Annotated in this window: 23 protein-coding genes; 11 read left to right on the top strand and 12 right to left on the bottom strand. The window is 55.7% G+C overall.

Translation table 11 applies throughout. The annotated features are described in order from the left end of the window. Positions 1-198: 198 nt before the first annotated feature. Positions 199-1,248, top strand: coding sequence for an oxygen-dependent tRNA uridine(34) hydroxylase TrhO (gene trhO / locus ACWKX3_RS07585; RefSeq protein WP_006174644.1), 1,050 nt, complete (start codon positions 199-201; stop codon positions 1,246-1,248). A gap of 41 nt (positions 1,249-1,289) precedes the next feature. On the opposite strand, the gene ACWKX3_RS07580 is transcribed toward trhO, so the two are convergent. From ACWKX3_RS07580 to mdtH, 9 genes are all read right to left on the bottom strand, one after another. Beyond that, positions 1,290-1,868: a YceI family protein gene (locus tag ACWKX3_RS07580; RefSeq protein ID WP_006174645.1), complete on the bottom strand. Its 579-nt coding sequence runs from the start codon at positions 1,866-1,868 to the stop codon at positions 1,290-1,292. A 1-nt stretch (position 1,869) separates the two neighbouring features. Then, complete coding sequence (locus ACWKX3_RS07575) at positions 1,870-2,436, bottom strand: cytochrome b (RefSeq protein WP_400403243.1); 567 nt, start codon at positions 2,434-2,436, stop codon at positions 1,870-1,872. Between the two features lie 227 nt (positions 2,437-2,663). After that, a complete protein-coding gene (locus tag ACWKX3_RS07570; RefSeq protein ID WP_153688606.1) occupies positions 2,664-2,777 on the bottom strand; it encodes a YceO family protein in 114 nt (37 codons plus the stop codon). Between the two features lie 56 nt (positions 2,778-2,833). Next, complete coding sequence (gene solA, locus ACWKX3_RS07565; protein WP_102891101.1) at positions 2,834-3,952, bottom strand: N-methyl-L-tryptophan oxidase; 1,119 nt, start codon at positions 3,950-3,952, stop codon at positions 2,834-2,836. Positions 3,953-4,068: 116 nt separating this feature from the next. After that, positions 4,069-4,323, bottom strand: coding sequence for a biofilm formation regulator BssS (gene bssS / locus ACWKX3_RS07560; protein WP_006174649.1), 255 nt, complete (start codon positions 4,321-4,323; stop codon positions 4,069-4,071). Positions 4,324-4,596: 273 nt separating this feature from the next. After that, the gene (gene dinI, locus ACWKX3_RS07555) at positions 4,597-4,842 is read right to left on the bottom strand and encodes a DNA damage-inducible protein I (protein ID WP_006174651.1); all 246 of its coding nucleotides are present in this window, start codon (positions 4,840-4,842) and stop codon (positions 4,597-4,599) included. Between the two features lie 74 nt (positions 4,843-4,916). Beyond that, complete coding sequence (gene pyrC, locus ACWKX3_RS07550) at positions 4,917-5,963, bottom strand: dihydroorotase (RefSeq protein WP_454541540.1); 1,047 nt, start codon at positions 5,961-5,963, stop codon at positions 4,917-4,919. A 124-nt stretch (positions 5,964-6,087) separates the two neighbouring features. Beyond that, entirely contained in the window at positions 6,088-6,648 is a 561-nt protein-coding gene (locus tag ACWKX3_RS07545; RefSeq protein ID WP_006174653.1) for a lipoprotein, read from the bottom strand. Between the two features lie 124 nt (positions 6,649-6,772). Continuing rightward, positions 6,773-7,981 carry a multidrug efflux MFS transporter MdtH gene (mdtH, locus tag ACWKX3_RS07540; RefSeq protein ID WP_006174654.1) on the bottom strand — a complete coding sequence of 403 codons (1,209 nt, stop codon included), beginning with the start codon at positions 7,979-7,981 and terminating at the stop codon, positions 6,773-6,775. Positions 7,982-8,218: 237 nt separating this feature from the next. On the opposite strand from mdtH, the gene rimJ reads away from it, so the two are divergent. The 4 genes from rimJ (at position 8,219) to murJ (ending at position 12,035) form a co-directional block, all read left to right on the top strand. After that, the gene (gene rimJ, locus ACWKX3_RS07535) at positions 8,219-8,803 is read left to right on the top strand and encodes a ribosomal protein S5-alanine N-acetyltransferase (protein WP_006174655.1); all 585 of its coding nucleotides are present in this window, start codon (positions 8,219-8,221) and stop codon (positions 8,801-8,803) included. 9 nt (positions 8,804-8,812) lie between these two features. Then, entirely contained in the window at positions 8,813-9,463 is a 651-nt protein-coding gene (locus ACWKX3_RS07530) for a YceH family protein (protein ID WP_368748001.1), read from the top strand. Between the two features lie 2 nt (positions 9,464-9,465). Continuing rightward, positions 9,466-10,389 (top strand): Gfo/Idh/MocA family protein, encoded by a 924-nt coding sequence (locus tag ACWKX3_RS07525; RefSeq protein ID WP_058609157.1) that lies wholly within the window; start codon positions 9,466-9,468, stop codon positions 10,387-10,389. 110 nt (positions 10,390-10,499) lie between these two features. Beyond that, on the top strand, positions 10,500-12,035 hold the full coding sequence (gene murJ / locus ACWKX3_RS07520; RefSeq protein WP_006174658.1) for a murein biosynthesis integral membrane protein MurJ: 1,536 nt from the start codon (positions 10,500-10,502) through the stop codon (positions 12,033-12,035). Between the two features lie 59 nt (positions 12,036-12,094). Here the strand turns inward: murJ and flgN are convergent, their stop codons facing one another. From flgN to flgA, 3 genes are all read right to left on the bottom strand, one after another. Continuing rightward, complete coding sequence (gene flgN / locus ACWKX3_RS07515) at positions 12,095-12,520, bottom strand: flagella biosynthesis chaperone FlgN (protein WP_006174659.1); 426 nt, start codon at positions 12,518-12,520, stop codon at positions 12,095-12,097. Positions 12,521-12,524: 4 nt separating this feature from the next. Then, positions 12,525-12,818, bottom strand: coding sequence for a flagellar biosynthesis anti-sigma factor FlgM (gene flgM / locus ACWKX3_RS07510; RefSeq protein WP_006174660.1), 294 nt, complete (start codon positions 12,816-12,818; stop codon positions 12,525-12,527). Positions 12,819-12,910: 92 nt separating this feature from the next. Further along, entirely contained in the window at positions 12,911-13,570 is a 660-nt protein-coding gene (gene flgA / locus ACWKX3_RS07505) for a flagellar basal body P-ring formation chaperone FlgA (RefSeq protein ID WP_058609155.1), read from the bottom strand. A gap of 157 nt (positions 13,571-13,727) precedes the next feature. Between flgA and flgB the strand changes: the two genes are divergently transcribed. From flgB to flgG, 6 genes are read left to right on the top strand one after another with little or no spacing between them, the layout of a single operon-like run. Then, complete coding sequence (flgB, locus tag ACWKX3_RS07500) at positions 13,728-14,144, top strand: flagellar basal body rod protein FlgB (protein WP_006174662.1); 417 nt, start codon at positions 13,728-13,730, stop codon at positions 14,142-14,144. A gap of 3 nt (positions 14,145-14,147) precedes the next feature. Continuing rightward, positions 14,148-14,552 (top strand): flagellar basal body rod protein FlgC, encoded by a 405-nt coding sequence (gene flgC / locus ACWKX3_RS07495; protein WP_006174663.1) that lies wholly within the window; start codon positions 14,148-14,150, stop codon positions 14,550-14,552. 11 nt (positions 14,553-14,563) lie between these two features. After that, the gene (gene flgD, locus ACWKX3_RS07490) at positions 14,564-15,274 is read left to right on the top strand and encodes a flagellar hook assembly protein FlgD (protein WP_454541539.1); all 711 of its coding nucleotides are present in this window, start codon (positions 14,564-14,566) and stop codon (positions 15,272-15,274) included. 26 nt (positions 15,275-15,300) lie between these two features. Then, positions 15,301-16,509: a flagellar hook protein FlgE gene (gene flgE / locus ACWKX3_RS07485; RefSeq protein ID WP_006174665.1), complete on the top strand. Its 1,209-nt coding sequence runs from the start codon at positions 15,301-15,303 to the stop codon at positions 16,507-16,509. 20 nt (positions 16,510-16,529) lie between these two features. Continuing rightward, positions 16,530-17,285 carry a flagellar basal body rod protein FlgF gene (locus ACWKX3_RS07480; RefSeq protein ID WP_454541538.1) on the top strand — a complete coding sequence of 252 codons (756 nt, stop codon included), beginning with the start codon at positions 16,530-16,532 and terminating at the stop codon, positions 17,283-17,285. Positions 17,286-17,296: 11 nt separating this feature from the next. After that, positions 17,297-18,079 carry a flagellar basal-body rod protein FlgG gene (flgG, locus tag ACWKX3_RS07475; RefSeq protein WP_006174667.1) on the top strand — a complete coding sequence of 261 codons (783 nt, stop codon included), beginning with the start codon at positions 17,297-17,299 and terminating at the stop codon, positions 18,077-18,079. Positions 18,080-18,085 lie beyond the last annotated feature (6 nt).

Genomic DNA, 18,085 nt, shown 5'->3' with positions numbered 1-18,085 from the left:
CTGAGTGGCCATTGTCTCATTTTTTGAGGCATAGCCAAAATATCTGTCATCGAAACGCGCACGAATGCAGCAAATGTTAAGCCTGATTAATCAGACAGGGAGAAATGTAGCGTAAATTGTATGGATGTAAATTGTTATTGTTTGCTATATGATGCCGACCGAATTTTATTTCTCTAACGATTGCAGGACTTGTACACCATGCCAGTGTTACACAACCGCGTGTCGAATGAGATGTTGAAAGCGCGTATGTTGGCCGAGACCGAACCGCGTACCACCATCTCATTCTATAAATACTTCACCATCGTCGATCCGCAGGCGACCCGTGACGCCCTTTACCAGGCCTTCACGGCGCTGAACGTTTTCGGCCGCGTCTACCTGGCGCGTGAAGGGATCAATGCCCAGATTAGCGTGCCGGAAAGCAACGTGAGCGCCTTTCGCGAGCTGCTTTACGGCTTTGATCCGGCGCTCAACGGGCTGCGCCTGAATATTGCCCTCGACGATGACGGTAAATCCTTCTGGGTACTGCGCATGAAGGTGCGCGAACGCATCGTGGCTGACGGGATCGACGATCCGAGCTTCAACGCCAGCGATGTGGGCGACTATCTCAAAGCGGCTGAAGTGAATGCGATGCTGGACGACCCGGATGCGGTGTTCATCGATATGCGTAACCACTACGAATACGAAGTGGGGCATTTTGAGAACGCGATGGAGATCCCGGCCGACACGTTCCGCGAGCAGCTGCCGAAAGCCGTTGAGATGATGCAGGAGCATAAAGATAAAAAAATCGTGATGTACTGCACCGGCGGGATCCGCTGTGAAAAAGCCAGCGCGTGGATGAAGCACAACGGTTTTAATAAGGTCTGGCACATTGAGGGCGGCATCATCGAGTATGCCCGCCGCGCCCGCGAGCAGGGGCTGCCGGTACGCTTTATCGGGAAAAACTTCGTGTTTGATGAGCGCATGGGCGAGCGTATCTCCGAGGACGTCATCGCGCAATGTCATCAGTGCGGTGCGCCGTGCGATACCCACACCAACTGCAAAAACGATGGCTGCCATCTGCTGTTTATTCAGTGTCCGGCCTGTGCCGAGAAGTTTAACGGTTGTTGCAGCGAGGTGTGCAGTGAAGAGAGCGTGCTTCCTGAAGAGGAACAGCGTCGGCTGCGCGCGGGTCGTGAAAACGGCAATAAGATTTTTAATAAATCTCGCGGTCGTTTAAATACCAAACTGGGCATTCCTGACCCTGAATAATCGTCACGCCCGGCATAGCGAGAGCCTGCCGGGCGTCATTATTACGACTTCTGCTGAACGCCTTCCACAGAAATAATCAGGTCCACGTCCTGAGACGCCGGGCCTAAATCCGTCGTGATATTAAAATCTTTCAAACGAATTTTACCGGTCGCTTCAAAACCAGCGCGTTTACCACCCCAGGGATCGTCACCCTGGCCGATTAATTTCGCATCAAGGGTGACTGGTTTGGTCACACCATTGAGAGTAAGGTTGCCGGTAATATCCAGCTTGTCGCCATCCTTTTTCACTTCAGTCGACGCGAATGTTGCCTGCGGGAATTTCGAGACGTTCAAAAACTCCGCGCTGCGCAGGTGTTTATCACGTTCCGCGTGGTTGGTATCGACGCTGTTGGTATTAATGGTCACGTTCACTTTATCAGAGGCCGGGTTTTTCTCGTCAAAGGTAAAGGTACCGTCGAAATCATTAAAGCTGCCGTACAGCCAGCTATAACCCAGGTGCTGAATGCGGAAATTGACGAAGGCGTGCTGGCCTTCTTTATCAATTTTGTAATCAGCGGCCACAGCGGAACCCGTGGTAAATAACAGGGAACCTAATGCGATACCCAGCAGGCGTTTTTTCATTTTATGCTCCAGAGTCAACTGACGAACGGCCAAGCATGCGCTTAAGCGTGTCGTCTTTATCGATGAAATGGTGTTTAAGGGCAGCAAGCCCATGCAGGACGGACAGAATAACCACGCTCCACGCCAGCCACAGATGAATAATGCCTGCGATATCTGCCTGTGAACCCGCATCGGCCAGGGTAGCCGGGACGTCAAACAGGCCAAACACGCTGATGGGTTTGCCATCTGCCGTGGAAATTAAATAGCCGCTAATCAAAATGGCCAGCAGCAGGGCGTAGAGCGTAATGTGCGCGGCGGTTGCGCTCAGTCGTGTGAATTTGCTGTGGCTGTCGGGTGCCGGTGGTGGCGGGGAGATATGTCGCCAGATAATCCGAACCACCAATCCCATCATCAGCAGCACGCCAATGCTTTTATGCAATTCAGGCGCCTGGTGATACCAGCCGTCATAATAGCTTAACGTGACCATCCAGAGACCCAGCCCGAACATGGCATACACCGCCAGAGCGAATATCCAGTGTAAGAGCATGGATATCATTCCGTAGCGATGGGTGGAGTTACGCAATTGCATGAAAATTACCATTCTGAATAATTTGAACAATAAAAATGAACGGCTGGAAAAGATAATGCAACTTAAAAAATGAGATAATGATATTTATTTAATTTATTTCAGGTAATTTGAATGTCTTCTGCGAATGTATTTCAGTGGCTTCGTTCAATATTTTATGGGGAATATTTGGGAGGAGTGGATTAACTCAATTAACCTAAAGTAATGTCAATATTTGTAAGCCGGTGCGTTCAGTAAAACATCACATAAAGAAAATCGATCAGCGCCAGCAACGACCACAGCAGGATATAGAGCATGAAGTGCTCACGGATATTATTAATAAGATAGCTAACGATCCTGCGCATCATTCCCCGCGAGTAAGCAAAGTCACAGGCCCCGGACATCCGGAGCCTGCGGGATATTATCGGTCAAAACGGGCGAGCGAGAAGGGAGTGAGATCAAACTGCGGCGTAATACCTTGGGCAAACTGTGCAGCAATTTCACCGAGGACAGAGGCAAACTTAAAGCCATGCCCGCTCAGGCCGGTGATGAGCAAGGTATTGTCATGGCCCGGCAGGCGATCGATGATGAAATCTTCATCCGGCGTGTTGTCGTAGGTGCAGGCTGCGCCGTAAAGCAAGCCACCGACACCCGGCAGAATATTTCGCAGGAACATAAAGGCTTCTGAGCCATCCTGCGGGTAAGCGCCAAAAGGTTTGCGATCTTCCGGTGAGGCGATGGTCTGCCCGCCGTTATGCTTGCCGATTTTCAGCGCGTCCTTTTCAGAAGGGAAGCCGTAGAACTGGTCACCGTTAGGCAGTTCGCCGGTAAACGCCGGGAATTTATTCTGGCTGCTGTAGCGACCGTCGGACTGGAACCATGAGAAGACTTTACGCACCGGCTGAATGGGCAGGTCCGGCAGCAGTTTGGTCACCCACGTCCCTGCGCTGACAAGCAGGCGCGCGCCGTCGTAATCGCCTTCAGGCGTCGTCACGGTCACGCCATCAGCATGATGGGTAATACCGGTTACCGGGCAGTTAAACAACTGCCCACAGCCTGCTTTTGCGGCCAGGTCGATCCAGGTCTTGATGGCGGTTTCACAATGCAGGACGCCGGAGTGTGCTTCATAAAGCCCGATATAGTCATCCGGCACGGTGATTTCCGGCCAGCGGCTCATCACGCCCTGCGCATCCAGACGCTCAACCTCAAGGTTAAAGGCTTTCGCGCTCTGTTCCACCGAGGCGAGAAACGCAGAGTGGGCCGGGCCCAGGTTCACGACGCCGGTGCGCTCAAAAATGCGATCTTCCGTCTGCTTCGCCAGTTCGTCCCACAGCGTCTGGGCACGCAGAACCAGCGGCACATAGCGCTCGCCTTCGCCGTAGGCATGGCGGATAAGGCGGGTATCGCCATGATGACTACCTTCTGAATGCGGGGGAAGGTGGGCATCAATCATCAGCACCTTCAGGCCTGCCTGCGTGGCGTAATAACCTGCGGCCGATCCAACGGAGCCGCTACCAATAATGATCAGGTCGTATTTCATGGTCATCCCGTTAACTAACGCTTTGTTAGCAGAGTAATTAACATCGGCGGGTTATACAAGGGAGAAATAAATAAGGCACCCCGAGGGTGCCTGTTGAGTGAAAAGTGGGCATAAAATTAATGTCGTTTATACTCATTTTCCTGGTAGTCGCCAGATTCTATTTTGGCAATACCTGCCTCTAAAATAGAAATAAACTGACGGGCGACGTCTGTTGTAAGCCACAGCGTCTGTCCAACTTCCGCTTCTTCACGGTTGAGTTGACTTGGGGTCTGGTAGTGCAAACGCAGCATCAGCGCGTCGTAGCTGTCTACGGTGCTGATATCCCAGCCGACAAGCGGATGGGTCTGGATGACTTCACTATTCTTTTCCATTATAACCCCCTAAATGCGTGTTAGAAGACAACGGCTTTGAGGTTCAATGCATGTTTTTCTGAAAGCATCTTCAGTATATCAATAGATAAGGGTTCTTATGGGAAAAATAAATAGGTAGCAACACATTTTTCTGCATTTTAGGATTGTTCGAGCAATAAAACGCCATCTTGTTCACGATTTTTTAAGAAGATGCTGAAATAATCTGAACTAAACATAATTGAGATGAAAAAAAGCCGGGGCGACCCGGCAAAAAACACAATGAGGGAGCAAGTGTTAATCGGTGATAAACCAGTCGTCAGCGCTTTCCCAGGTTTCCTGCAAAATTTCACTGATACGCTCTTTATCTTCTTTAGCGCCACCGATAACCGACAGGTTGTTCGCGGTCGCATAACGCACCGTTACGGGATTCTCATTATCAGGAAAATTTTCGTCAATACGGCGGGATAGCTCGCCTGCCAGTGCATCAAGCGCGCCGGCAGGCAGAACGGTGGTTTTGGCAATGGTGACTTCAATACGCATAAATGCCCCCTGTGTAATATACTGTGCATTTATACAGGTATATTGGTGTTTTGACAACACGGGGGCGGGGTTTTTTAGCGTTTGACGGTCCACTGCACGGTTTCACCCGCGAGGAACGGGATCAGCGTGTCATCCGTAAGCGCGATCGCCTCTTCAACCTGGCTCGCTTTGCGTTCCAGCTCAATGAAGGTCTCATTGACCGGCAGGCCGTAGAAACGGGGGCCATTCAGGGAACAGAACGCCTCGAAATGCTCAAGGGCATTCATCTCTTCGAATACGGTGGCATAGCTCGCCAGGGCGGTAGGGGCGTTAAAACAGCCTGCGCAGCCGCAGCTTGCCTCTTTACGGTGGCGGGCATGCGGCGCGGAGTCGGTGCCGAGGAATGCGCGGGAGAACCCGCTGGCAACCAGCTCACGCAGCGCCTGCTGGTGGATGTTGCGCTTGAGGATCGGCAGGCAATAGAGGTGAGGGCGTACGCCACCGACCAGCATGTGGTTGCGGTTGAACATCAGATGCTGAGGCGTGATGGTGGCGGCAATCAGCTCATTGCCGTCACGGACATACTCTGCCGCATCTTTGGTGGTGATGTGCTCAAACACCACTTTCAGCGCGGGCAGGCGCTGGCGCAGCGGCTCCATCACCGTCTCGATAAACCGGGCTTCGCGGTCGAAAATATCGATATCCGCATGGGTCACTTCACCGTGCACCAGCAGCGGCATGCCCAGCTTCTGCATGCGTTCCAGCACCGGCATGATGGCATCAATGCTGGTCACGCCGTGGCTGGAGTTGGTGGTGGCATTCGCCGGGTAAAGTTTAGCGGCCGTGAACACCCCTTCGTTAAACCCGCGCTCCACTTCGTTCGGATCGAGAGAATCCGTGAGATAGCAGGTCATCAATGGCGTGAAATCATGTCCTGCCGGGACCGCATCCATAATGCGCTGGCGATAGGCGATGGCTGCATCGACGGTGGTAACGGGCGGAACCAGGTTTGGCATGACAATCGCGCGGCCATAAATTTCGCTGGTATACGGCACGACGGTTTTGAGCATATCGCCATCACGCAGATGGATATGCCAGTCGTCAGGGCGGCGGATTTTAAGAACCTGGGATTGTGCAGTCATGGAAGCTCCGGCTTGAAAAGAATCAGTCATAAGAGGGCTGTTTTTGCCGGACACAAATCATAAGCGGAAACGTTTTCGTTTGCACACTTTTCCGTAAAAAAAAGGGCGCCTGAGCGCCCTGATGTTAATCGGTGAAAGGAATAATAATTTCGCCGGGTTTTACCTCAATGCCCTTGGCATACTTTTTAGCAAGCGACTCGCCCTTGCTCTTGTCCTCGCTGAGAACGTAGGCCGGCTGCTGGTTGAAGTAGTTGCGCAGCGACTGATTCAGATACGGCATGAGCGTCTGCAGCACCGGCTTCATCTTATCCGGTGAGACAACCGCATCGACCACTTCCATCTCCTGGAGGAAAATCGCCCCTTTCTCTTTATTAAAGACCGGCAGCGCCTTCAGTTTGAGTTTGATATTGGCTTTCTGATTACCAAAGAGGGAGGTCATGTCCAGATTAGCGTCCCCGGAAAGGGTGACTTTATTCGGCTCTTCACGTCCGATCTGGCTGACGAGATTGCTGAGGACGATGTGTGCATCGGCGAGGCCCGGCACACCAATGTCTTTGGAAAAGTTGTTATGTTTTTCCAGCGCCTGATTGATTTCCTGCTCACTGACGGTGTATTGGGTAAGCTGATTGCAGCCTACCAGCAGACCACTGACAATCAACGCAGCGGCAATAACAATTTTCTTCATAGTGTTCCTCAACGAAAAATCGGCGCTTCTGTCCTGTGGCGTCAGTATGTCAGTGTGAAATGGCAGAAACCAGCAGAAAAAACTGATAAGCGCGGCGGGAGGGGCCTCCCGCCGACGTGAGGTATTACGCGCCAGGCTCGAGCATGCCGCTCGCGCTGCGCTTCTGGCTGAACTGCCACCACAGGGCAATGAAGGTGATAAACCCCACCACGCCGAGCATGACCCAGGGCAGTTCCGGCTGGCTCATCGCTTTGCCCGCATCGAACAGCCAGCCACCGCCCGCATAGCCCAGCGCACCACCCAGCGCCAGGCCCAGACGGCTGAACCCCATATAGCTGCCGCGCGCCCGTGCATCCGCCAGCGAGGCGCTAAGGGTTTCACGGGCCGGTTCGGCGATAACAGAGCCGATGTAGAACGTGCAGATAAGCGTAAACAGCTGCTGAAGCGAGCTCACTAAACCGATGGGCATCATGCTCAGCGTCATGATCAGCAGACCCGCCATCAGGCGGTGCTCAAGACGAAAGCGCCGTTCACTCCAGCGGGCAATCGGATAGAGCAGCGTGAGCGACAGGCAGGCTTCAATGGCGTACATCCATTTGACCGCGGTCGGCGTACCGGCGATGTCATTCACCATGATCGGTAGCATCAGCATCACCTGAACCGCCAGCATGTAGTAGCCGGTCAGGGTTAATACATAGGTCACAAAACGCTTATCGCTCAGCACGCGCCCAAGCCCTTCCCGCACCGGCGCTTTCACCGTCGACAGTTTCCACGCGGGCAGATACAGCCCGTTAAACAGCGCACACAGGATAAAGAGCACGGCACCGGTCGCGCAGACCAGACGGAAGTCATACTGCAACAACCAGCTTCCCAGCAGCGCACCCACAACCGCGCCGGCGCTGTCCTGCATCATCAGAATGGAGAAGAAACGCCCCCGGTGCTGTGGACGAATTAACTTCACCACCAGCGCGGTACGCGGCGGGTCGAACAACGTGCCGCCAATGCCGGACAGGAAGCAGGAGAACCACAGCACCCACGGCTCATGGGCGATGGCCATCGTGGCAAAGCCTGCCGCGCGTAGCAGCATGCCGGTGACGATCATTGGTTTTGCGCCAAAGCGGTCGGCGATAGCACCGCCAAACACGCCTAACCCTTGCTGAACAAGCTGGCGTAATCCCAGCGCAATACCGACCATTAATGCCGCCCAGCCCATTTGATCGACAAAACGGATCGATATCAGGGGAAACACGACAAAAAAGCCGAGCACGACCAGCATGTTATCGACGAGCAGGAAATATTTACCCAGGCTCCTGGCCTGTGATACGCGGGACATTTTCCCTCCAGGGAAAATAAGAAGGTGAGCACGCTAACATTCTGCGGTGTCGCCGCGCGTTTTCCCACCCCCGGGCGTGACAATATTTTTTTATCAAAAAGGTGCTTTGATAGAGAGTTCTCATCGAAAGTTGTGAAAAGAGGTAAAAATGGTATGTCACTGTTTTCACAGACGGCACTGCCGCAGGTATAGTAAAGCTAACAGGTAGAGCAGAAGCGACGGGAAGGAGTGGTATCGATGTTTGGCTATCGCAGTAACGTGCCAAAAGTGCGTCTGACAACGGACAGGCTGGTTGTTCGTCTGGTGCACGAGCGTGATGCCTGGCGTCTGGCGGATTATTACGCCGAGAATCGCCAGTTTTTAAAACCCTGGGAACCCGTTCGGGATGAAAGCCATTGCTACCCTTCCGGCTGGCAGGCGCGGCTCAGTATGATCGCGGAATTTCACAAGCAGGGGAGCGCATTTTATTTCGCGCTGCTGGATCCTGATGAAAAAGAGATTATCGGCATCGCCAACTTCTCTAACGTGGTGCGCGGGTCGTTTCACGCCTGCTATCTCGGCTACTCCATCGGCCAGAAATGGCAGGGGCAGGGACTGATGTACGAAGCGTTAACGGCGGCAATCCGGTATATGCAGCGCACGCAGCATATCCATCGCATTATGGCGAACTACATGCCCCACAATCAGCGCAGCGGTAGCCTGCTGGCGCGGTTAGGGTTTGAAAAAGAAGGGTACGCCAAAGACTATTTGTTGATCGACGGTGAGTGGCAGGATCACGTCCTGACGGCGCTCACGGCTCAGGACTGGACGGCGGGTCGTTAAGGAGAAAAGATGAAATATCAGTTGAACGGTGCCGAAGCGCGCGTCATTGGATGCTTGCTGGAAAAGCAGGTTACCACCCCGGAACAGTATCCGCTGTCGGTCAATGCCGTGACCATGGCCTGCAATCAGAAGACCAACCGTGAACCGGTGATGAATCTCGGGGAACATGAGGTGCAGGATTGCCTGGATGCGCTGGTCAAGCGCCACTACCTGCGAACGGTGAGTGGTTTCGGCAACCGCGTGACCAAATATGAGCAGCGCTTTTGCAACTCCGAATTTGGCGATTTGAAACTGAGCGCGGCAGAAGTGGCGGTGATTACCACGCTGTTGCTGCGCGGAGCGCAAACGCCGGGGGAACTGCGCACGCGCGCAGCGCGGATGCATGAGTTCCGCGATATGCAGGAGGTTGAGCAGACGCTCGAAGGGCTGGTCTCACGTGAAGACGGGCCATACGTGGTACGCCTGCCGCGTGAGCCGGGCAAGCGTGAAAGCCGCTATATGCACCTGTTTAGCGGAGAGGTGGATACGTCAACGGCAGCGGCAGAGCCTGATCTGGCAGCGGCGGATAACGGCCTGGCGGCGCGAGTGGCGGTGCTGGAAGACGAGGTTGCCGGGCTGAAACAGCGTCTGGATGCACTGCTGGCACATTTGGGGGATTAACGGTGGCAAAATTACGTGTAGGGGTAGTGGGGCTTGGCGGTATAGCCCAGAAGGCCTGGCTGCCGGTACTGAGCGTGGCGGCGGACTGGACGCTGCAGGGAGCGTGGTCGCCCACGCGTGAGAAAGCCGAGCGTATCTGCGAAACCTGGCGAATGCCCTGTGCGAGCTCTCTGCAGGATCTGGCTCGCGAGTGCGATGCGGTGTTCGTGCATACCTCGACAGCAAGCCACTATCAGGTGGTCAGCGAGCTGCTCAACGCCGGTGTTCACGTCTGTGTCGATAAACCGCTGGCCGAAAACCTTCAGGATGCCGAACGCCTTATTGAACTGGCGGCACGCAAAAACCTGACGCTGATGGTCGGTTTCAATCGCCGGTTCGCGCCGCTCTATCAGCAACTGAAAGCGCAGCCCGGCACGCTCGCATCATTACGTATGGACAAGCACCGAACCGACAGCGTCGGGCCTCAGGATCTGCGTTTTACCCTGCTGGACGATTATCTTCATGTGGTGGACACCGCGCTGTGGCTGACGAACGGTAACGCGCAGCTGAAAAGCGGGACCCTGCTGACGAACGACCAGGGGCACATGCTTTATGCCGAGCATCATTTCGCCGCGGAGCATCTGCAGGTGACGACCAGCATGCATCGCCGCGCCGGCAGTCAGCGCGAATCCATTCAGGCCGTGGCCGATGGGGCGCTGTATGACATTACCGACATGCGCGAATGGCGCGAAGAGAAGGGCAGCGGCGTGGTGACGCTGCCTGTTCCCGGCTGGCAAAGTACGCTGGAGCAGCGCGGGTTTGCCGGTTGCGCGCGCCACTTCATTACCTGCGTGCAAAATCAGACGGTTCCGGAAACGTCGGGCGAGCAGGCCATCATGGCGCAGCGTATCGTGGAAAAGCTCTGGCGTGACGCCATGAGTGAATAATTGTCTGTAACATCTGCCGATAGTAATTCCCTTAAATCCGGGTAGACTACTCGCTTCATCAACGCCTGCACTGCAGGCGTTTTGCCGTATGGTTGTGGAAATTCACGTTAATGAACTTATTAAAATCGCTGGCGGCAGTCAGCTCGATGACCATGTTTTCTCGCGTGCTGGGCTTTGCACGCGATGCCATTGTGGCACGGGTTTTTGGCGCAGGGATGGCAACTGACGCCTTTTTCGTCGCATTCAAGTTACCGAACCTGCTGCGCCGTATTTTTGCAGAAGGGGCTTTCTCGCAGGCGTTCGTGCCAATCCTTGCGGAATACAAAAGCAAGCAGGGCGAAGATGCCACGCGCGTCTTTGTGGCCTACGTCTCGGGCCTGTTAACGCTGGCGCTCGCCGTGGTTACGGTTGTTGGGATGCTGGCGGCACCGTGGGTGATCATGGTAACTGCCCCCGGTTTTGCCGATACGGCCGATAAATTCGCCCTGACCAGCCAACTGCTGCGCATTACCTTTCCTTATATCCTGCTGATCTCGCTCGCCTCGCTGGTGGGGGCCATCCTCAACACCTGGAACCGGTTTTCCGTTCCGGCGTTTGCGCCGACGTTCCTTAACGTCAGCATGATCGGGTTTGCTCTGTTCGCGGCGCCGCACTTCAACCCGCCGGTGCTGGCGCTGGCCTGGGCCGTGACCGTAGGCGGCGTGCTTCAGCTTGCCTACCAGCTTCCGCATCTCAAAAAGATTGGCATGCTGGTCCTGCCGCGCGTCAGTTTTAAGGATGCCGGAGCGATGCGGGTGATCAAGCAGATGGGGCCGGCGATTCTCGGCGTTTCCGTCAGCCAGATCTCCCTTATCATCAACACCATTTTCGCCTCTTTCCTGGTCTCCGGCTCGGTTTCGTGGATGTACTACGCAGACCGTCTGATGGAGTTTCCGTCGGGAGTCCTGGGTGTGGCGCTGGGGACCATCCTGCTGCCGTCGCTGTCGAAAAGTTTTGCCAGCGGCAACCATGATGAATATTGCCGTTTAATGGACTGGGGCCTGCGTCTTTGCTTCCTGCTGGCGCTGCCAAGCGCGGTGGCGCTCGGCATTCTGGCGAAACCGCTCACCGTGTCGCTGTTCCAGTACGGCAAGTTTACCGCGTTTGACGCCGCCATGACCCAGCGGGCGCTGGTGGCCTACTCGGTCGGCCTGATGGGGCTGATTGTGGTGAAAGTTCTGGCGCCGGGGTTCTATTCACGTCAGGACATCAAAACGCCGGTGAAAATAGCCATCGTGACGCTGATTATGACCCAGCTGATGAACCTGGCCTTCATTGGCCCGCTGAAGCATGCCGGGCTGTCGCTGTCGATTGGTCTGGCGGCCTGTCTGAACGCCGGCCTGCTCTACTGGCAACTGCGTAAGCAGGATATCTTTACCCCGCAGCCCGGCTGGATGCGCTTCCTGCTCCGTCTGGTCATTGCGGTACTGGTGATGGCGGCAGCGCTGATCGGCATGCTGTATGTGATGCCTGAGTGGTCGCAGGGGACCATGCCATTGCGTCTCATGCGCTTGATGGCCGTCGTGGCAGTCGGCGTAGTGGCTTACTTCGCAACGCTTGCGGTGCTGGGATTCAAAGTCAAAGAGTTCGCCCGCCGCACGGTATAAACGCAAAAAGGGGAGTTCACCGAAAGGTGCTCCCCATTAGATGATGTGGCGCTAATGCGTCAAATCGAAATCTTTTTCCCGCCCGTTACGCGCGCGCTGGATGCCTGACCATCTGCACCATACAGACCTGTCTCTTTATGCGGTTTTAAAACCTCAAGCGCCTGCTGATTACGAATAATCTGCCCTTCCAGCAGCCAGCCATTGTGCTGGTTGAGATCGCGAAGGTGCTGGGTCTTTTCAGTAATGGTCTGCCAGCGCTCAAGGATCTCATCGTTGGCGCTGCGCTGAGGATCTTGCTCTGCACGACGTTGCTGCTCGAGATAGTCCAGCGTCGCCAGCAGCGAACTTTTATCTTCGGTAATGCGTTGTAACGCACTGCCGTTGACCTGTCCGGAAGACAGGTGCTGCTGTTCTGCGTCCATAACCGTTTTCAGGTCATTCAGGACAACCGTCATTTGATCCAGTATTTCTGACAGTCGACTCATACGGTTAGTTACTCTGCAGGAAACTCTGTGCATCCTGAATCAGCGCATCAGCAATTTTGCTGGTGTCCATTTTCAGTTCGCCGTTACGGATCGCCGTTTTCAACGCTTCAACACGTTCCATGTTGATATCGTTGCTGCCGGGCTGCATCAGTTTGGCCTGAGCGTCGCTGAGGGTCACGCTGGTGCTGTGGGCCGTGGACGGTTTTTCCAGACGCGCTTTCTGTGGCGTAGCGTCATTCGTTTCGCGAGGCTGTACAGTGCTAACCGGCTTCAGGGCTGATGTACGATCAATGCTCATAGTGGTGTCCTCATCGAGGGTTCGCGGCGTTTGCGCCTGACATCATCATTTGTTGATTATTTATCGGCAGTCGCCGCGAAATCTTTAAAAGATTATAGGTTAATCAGAATATTCCCATCAGAACCGACGGTTCCACTGACCACCTGGCCCGAGGACATTCTTACCCGGGCATTTTGCGCCACGGCCGCATTGTTCAATGCCTTGCCTTCACTGTTGATGCTAAAGCCGTCGCCGTTAGCTACAACCATCACCTGCTGACCCGCCTTCACCCGCCACGCCTGACGGATCATCGAGAGCTGGATTGGCTGGCCTGGGGCAACGTCCCGCAGACTTACGGCATCCTGCGCCTGGTTAATATCCAGCATCGTTCGCGGAGGCAACTGGTCAAGACGGCCGCGTTTTAACGTCACGCTGCTGGCCTGCAGCTGGCTTCCCCGAACAATCGGCTGAGCGGCGACAACATAATTCCCCGTCGCCTGAACCGCAACCTGCAAATAGCGTTTTTCATTCGGACAGCGGGCCTGCACGTTCACATTGCCCCACAGCTTTGCGCTGCCGGTCACGCTGAAAGAGGGGGCTTCGCAGGACGGCAGAAGGTTGGGCGGCGTGCGTACGCTGACGGTCACTTCATCGCTAAAGCCGGCCAGCTGCTGGGCAAAATAAGCGTTGAGCTGTGCCTGCAAATCTTCTGCCTGCGCCAGTGGGCTTAAAAACAGTAAGGTTGCCGCCAGGCCTTTTGTTAACGTCCGCATCGCAAGTTCCACCGTGTCCAGAGTTTGAAGGATTTTACCCGCAGTGGATTTCCATCAACGCAATAAATAGCGACGCATTTTGCGCTTATTCCTTCGATAGGGGTGACGGGTTGAGATTTAAGCTGTGAACTGAAATTTTCCCATCAGCGGAGGAGACATGCTCGATAAACTCGATGCCGCGCTACGTTTTCAGCAGGAAGCGCTCAATTTACGCGCCCAGCGGCAGGAAATCTTAGCCGCCAATATTGCCAACGCCGATACCCCAGGGTACCAGGCGCGCGATATTGATTTTTCCAGTGAGCTTAAAAAAGTGATGGAGCGTGGACGTGCCGAAGGAACGGGTGTGGCACTTGCCATGACATCCTCACGCCACATTCCCGCTCAGGCAATGACCGCACCGACAGCCGATTTACTTTACCGCATTCCCGATCAGCCCTCGCTTGACGGTAACACCGTCGACATGGACCGGGAGCGCACACAGTTTGCCGACAACAGCCTGAAGTACCAGATGGGCCTGACCGTTCTCGGCGGGCAGATCAAAGGCATGATGAACGTCCTGCAGGGGGGCAACTGATAAATGGCCTTGCTGAACATTTTTGATATCGCCGGTTCGGCGCTAACGGCGCAGTCCAAACGCCTTAACGTCGCGGCCAGTAACCTGGCGAACGCCGACAGCGTGGCCGGTCCTGACGGACAGCCTTATCGTGCGAAACAGGTGGTCTTTCAGGTGGATGCTGCACCGGGCGCGGCGACGGGCGGCGTGAAAGTTTCTGATGTGGTGGAGAGCCAGGCACCGGACAAGCTGGTGTATGAGCCGGGTAATCCGCTCGCGGACGCCAACGGGTACGTGAAAATGCCGAACGTGGACGTCGTGGGTGAAATGGTGAACTCCATGTCCGCCTCGCGCAGCTATCAGGCAAACGTCGAAGTGCTTAATACCGTGAAGAGCATGATGCTCAAAACACTCACTCTCGGCCAGTAAAGGAGACACGAATGTCCATTGCCGTAAATGTGAATGACCCGACGAACTCGGGTGTCGGCGGCACCAGCAGTGCCACGGGCTCCAGCTCCCTGACGGGAAGCAACGCCAGCGATCTGCAAAGCAGCTTTCTGACGCTGCTGGTGGCCCAGTTGAAAAACCAGGACCCGACCAACCCAATGCAGAACAACGAACTGACCACGCAGCTTGCGCAGATCAGCACCGTTAGCGGCATTGAAAAACTCAACACCACGCTTGGCTCCGTCTCCGGGCAAATCGACAGCAGCCAGTCGCTGCAGGCGGCGAACCTGATTGGCCACGGTGTGATGATCCCGGGCACGACGATCCTCGCGGGCAGCTCCACAACCGATGGCAACACCACCACGTCCACCACACCGTTTGGGGTTGAACTCCAGCAGCCGGCGGACAAAGTGACGGCGACCATCACCGATGCCAACGGCGCGGTGGTTCGCACCATTGATATTGGTGAACTGAAAGCGGGCGTCCATACCTTCACCTGGGATGGCAGCATGACGGACGGCACCACGGCACCAAACGGTTCGTATAAGGTCGCGATCAGCGCCAGCAACGGAACCACCCAGCTGGTCGCCCAGCAGCTGCAGTTCGCGCTGGTTCAGGGCGTGATCAGAGGTAGCGACGGCAACAAACTGGATTTGGGTACCTCGGGTACCACCACGCTCGACGAAGTTCGGCAGATTATCTAAGCCTTAACACTTATCAGGAGTAAGTCATGGCCTTTTCTCAAGCGGTCAGCGGCCTGAATGCTGCGGCCACCAACCTGGACGTCATTGGCAACAACATCGCCAACTCCGCGACCTATGGTTTTAAATCCGGCTCCGCCTCATTCGCCGACATGTTTGCCGGTTCCAAAGTCGGCCTGGGTGTGAAAGTTGCTGGCATCACTCAGGACTTCACCGACGGCACCACCACCAACACCGGTCGCGGTCTGGACGTGGCGATCAGCCAGAACGGTTTCTTCCGCATGGTGGATGCAAACGGTTCTGTCTTCTATAGCCGTAACGGCCAGTTCAAACTGGATGAAAACCGTAATCTGGTGAACATGCAGGGCCTGCAGCTGACTGGCTATCCAGTGGCGGGTACACCGCCAACCGTGCAGACCGGTGCGAACCCGCAGGCGATCAGCATTCCGACCACGCTGATGGCGGCGAAGTCCACCACCACGGCGTCCCAGCAGATCAACCTCAACTCCACCGATACGGCGCCAACCAAAGCCTTCGATGCGACTAACCCGGATACCTACAACAAAAAAGGGACCGTCACCGTTTTTGACAGCCAGGGTAATGCGCACAACATGAACCTGTATTACGTCAAAGACGCGACCCCGGCTAACTCCTGGAAAGTGTATGCCCAGGACGGAAGCGTGGCGGGCAGCCCGGTCTCTCTGGCGACCACGCTGACCTTTAACGCCAGCGGCGTACTGACCGGCGGCGACAACGTGAATATCACCACGGCGACAGTGCCCGGCGCAACCCCGGCCACGTTCGCGATGAGCTTCGCTAACTCCATGCAGCAAAACACCGGTGCAAACAACATCGTGGCGACCAACCAGAACGGCTATAAGCCGGGCGATCTGGTGAGCTACCAGATCAACGATGACGGCTCCGTGGTGGGTAACTACTCCAACGAACAGACTCAGGTACTGGGTCAGATCGTGCTGGCAAACTTCGCCAACAACGAAGGGCTGAAGTCAGAAGGGGACAACGTCTGGTCTGCAACGCAGTCTTCCGGCGTGGCGCTGCTGGGTACGGCAGGTTCCGGTAACTTCGGTACGCTGACGAACGGCGCGCTGGAAGCCTCGAACGTGGATCTGAGTAAAGAGCTGGTGAACATGATCGTCGCGCAACGTAACTACCAGTCGAACGCGCAGACCATCAAAACCCAGGATCAGATCCTCAACACGCTGGTTAACCTGCGTTAAGCGGCTAACAGGAACGCGCAATGGATCACGCAATATATACGGCGATGGGCGCGGCAAGCCAGACGCTCAATCAGCAGGCCGTTACCGCCAGCAACCTGGCCAACGCCTCCACGCCCGGCTTTCGTGCGCAGCTGAATGCGCTGCGCGCGGTGCCGGTAGAAGGGCTTTCTCTGCCGACGCGTACGCTGGTTACAGCCTCCACGCCCGGTGCGGATATGACGCCAGGCCAGATGGACTACACCTCGCGTCCGCTCGACGTGGCGCTGCAGCAGGATGGCTGGCTGGCCGTGCAGACGGCAGACGGCAGCGAAGGGTATACCCGCAACGGTAATATCCAGGTGAGCGCGACCGGGCAGTTGACCATTCAGGGTCATCCGGTCATGGGCGAAGCCGGTCCGCTGACCGTGCCTGAAGGCTCAGAGCTGACCATCGCGGCAGACGGGACGATCTCGGCGTTAAACCCGGGCGACCCGGCGAACACCGTTGCGCCCGTCGGACGTCTGAAGCTGGTTAAAGCCGACGCACGGGAAGTACAGCGTGGCGATGACGGGATGTTCCGTCTGACCCAGGCGACCCAGGCGACGCGCGGCGCGACGCTGCAGGCCGACCCGAGCATCCGCGTCATGTCGGGCGTGCTGGAAGGCAGTAACGTCAAGCCGGTCGAAGCCATGACCGATATGATCACCAGTGCGCGTCGCTTTGAAATGCAGATGAAGATCATCAGCAGCGTCGATGAAAACGCGAACAAAGCTAACCAACTTCTGGCAATGAGTTAACAGGACTTCCTATGATCAGTTCTTTATGGATCGCGAAAACCGGCCTCGACGCACAGCAAACCAATATGGACGTGATTGCCAACAACCTGGCAAACGTCAGCACCAATGGGTTTAAGCGTCAGCGCGCGGTATTCGAAGATTTGCTTTACCAAACCATTCGCCAGCCGGGTGCGCAGTCTTCTGAGCAAACGACGCTGCCGTCCGGTTTGCAGATTGGTACCGGCGTACGCCCGGTTGCCACCGAGCGTCTGCACAGCCAGGGCAACCTGTCCCAGACCAACAACAGCAAAGATGTGGCGATCAAAGGCCAGGGTTTCTTCCAGATCCAATTGCCTGACGGAACCTCGGCGTATACCCGCGACGGCTCCTTCCAGGTGGATCAGAACGGCCAGCTGGTCACGGCGGGCGGTTTCCAGGTGCAGCCTGCGATTACCATCCCGGCCAACGCCCTGAGCATCACCATTGGCCGTGACGGCGTGGTGAGCGTGACCCAGCAGGGCCAGGCGGCACCGGTTCAGGTTGGGCAGCTCAACCTGACCACCTTCATGAACGATACCGGTCTGGAAAGCATTGGTGAGAACCTCTACACCGAGACGCAATCCTCCGGTACGCCAAATGAAAGTACGCCAGGCCTCAACGGCGCGGGTCTGCTGTACCAGGGCTATGTCGAAACCTCTAACGTCAACGTTGCGGAAGAGCTGGTGAATATGATCCAGGTCCAGCGCGCGTATGAAATTAACAGTAAAGCAGTGTCGACGACCGACCAGATGCTGCAAAAACTGACGCAACTCTAAGGGGTC

This window comes from Enterobacter sp. UPMP2052 (genome assembly GCF_053709675.1).
The sequence above is the reverse complement of the archived record's forward strand: the minus strand, read 5'-3'. Positions and strand labels throughout refer to the sequence as shown.

What these genes read in the sequence shown, in the direction of transcription:
- flgN (WP_006174659.1), bottom strand. Translation starts at nt 12,520, where the DNA reads ATGAGTCGACTGTCAGAAATACTGGATCAAATGACGGTTGTCCTGAAT.
- flgM (WP_006174660.1), bottom strand. Translation starts at nt 12,818, where the DNA reads ATGAGCATTGATCGTACATCAGCCCTGAAGCCGGTTAGCACTGTACAG.
- pyrC (WP_454541540.1), bottom strand. Translation starts at nt 5,963, where the DNA reads ATGACTGCACAATCCCAGGTTCTTAAAATCCGCCGCCCTGACGACTGG.
- flgE (WP_006174665.1), top strand. Translation starts at nt 15,301, where the DNA reads ATGGCCTTTTCTCAAGCGGTCAGCGGCCTGAATGCTGCGGCCACCAAC.
- bssS (WP_006174649.1), bottom strand. Translation starts at nt 4,323, where the DNA reads ATGGAAAAGAATAGTGAAGTCATCCAGACCCATCCGCTTGTCGGCTGG.
- flgA (WP_058609155.1), bottom strand. Translation starts at nt 13,570, where the DNA reads ATGCGGACGTTAACAAAAGGCCTGGCGGCAACCTTACTGTTTTTAAGC.
- ACWKX3_RS07530 (WP_368748001.1), top strand. Translation starts at nt 8,813, where the DNA reads ATGAAATATCAGTTGAACGGTGCCGAAGCGCGCGTCATTGGATGCTTG.
- flgB (WP_006174662.1), top strand. Translation starts at nt 13,728, where the DNA reads ATGCTCGATAAACTCGATGCCGCGCTACGTTTTCAGCAGGAAGCGCTC.
- ACWKX3_RS07575 (WP_400403243.1), bottom strand. Translation starts at nt 2,436, where the DNA reads ATGCAATTGCGTAACTCCACCCATCGCTACGGAATGATATCCATGCTC.
- solA (WP_102891101.1), bottom strand. Translation starts at nt 3,952, where the DNA reads ATGAAATACGACCTGATCATTATTGGTAGCGGCTCCGTTGGATCGGCC.
- murJ (WP_006174658.1), top strand. Translation starts at nt 10,500, where the DNA reads ATGAACTTATTAAAATCGCTGGCGGCAGTCAGCTCGATGACCATGTTT.
- flgG (WP_006174667.1), top strand. Translation starts at nt 17,297, where the DNA reads ATGATCAGTTCTTTATGGATCGCGAAAACCGGCCTCGACGCACAGCAA.
- flgD (WP_454541539.1), top strand. Translation starts at nt 14,564, where the DNA reads ATGTCCATTGCCGTAAATGTGAATGACCCGACGAACTCGGGTGTCGGC.
- mdtH (WP_006174654.1), bottom strand. Translation starts at nt 7,981, where the DNA reads ATGTCCCGCGTATCACAGGCCAGGAGCCTGGGTAAATATTTCCTGCTC.
- ACWKX3_RS07545 (WP_006174653.1), bottom strand. Translation starts at nt 6,648, where the DNA reads ATGAAGAAAATTGTTATTGCCGCTGCGTTGATTGTCAGTGGTCTGCTG.
- trhO (WP_006174644.1), top strand. Translation starts at nt 199, where the DNA reads ATGCCAGTGTTACACAACCGCGTGTCGAATGAGATGTTGAAAGCGCGT.
- flgC (WP_006174663.1), top strand. Translation starts at nt 14,148, where the DNA reads ATGGCCTTGCTGAACATTTTTGATATCGCCGGTTCGGCGCTAACGGCG.
- ACWKX3_RS07580 (WP_006174645.1), bottom strand. Translation starts at nt 1,868, where the DNA reads ATGAAAAAACGCCTGCTGGGTATCGCATTAGGTTCCCTGTTATTTACC.
- rimJ (WP_006174655.1), top strand. Translation starts at nt 8,219, where the DNA reads ATGTTTGGCTATCGCAGTAACGTGCCAAAAGTGCGTCTGACAACGGAC.
- ACWKX3_RS07480 (WP_454541538.1), top strand. Translation starts at nt 16,530, where the DNA reads ATGGATCACGCAATATATACGGCGATGGGCGCGGCAAGCCAGACGCTC.
- ACWKX3_RS07570 (WP_153688606.1), bottom strand. Translation starts at nt 2,777, where the DNA reads ATGCGCAGGATCGTTAGCTATCTTATTAATAATATCCGTGAGCACTTC.
- dinI (WP_006174651.1), bottom strand. Translation starts at nt 4,842, where the DNA reads ATGCGTATTGAAGTCACCATTGCCAAAACCACCGTTCTGCCTGCCGGC.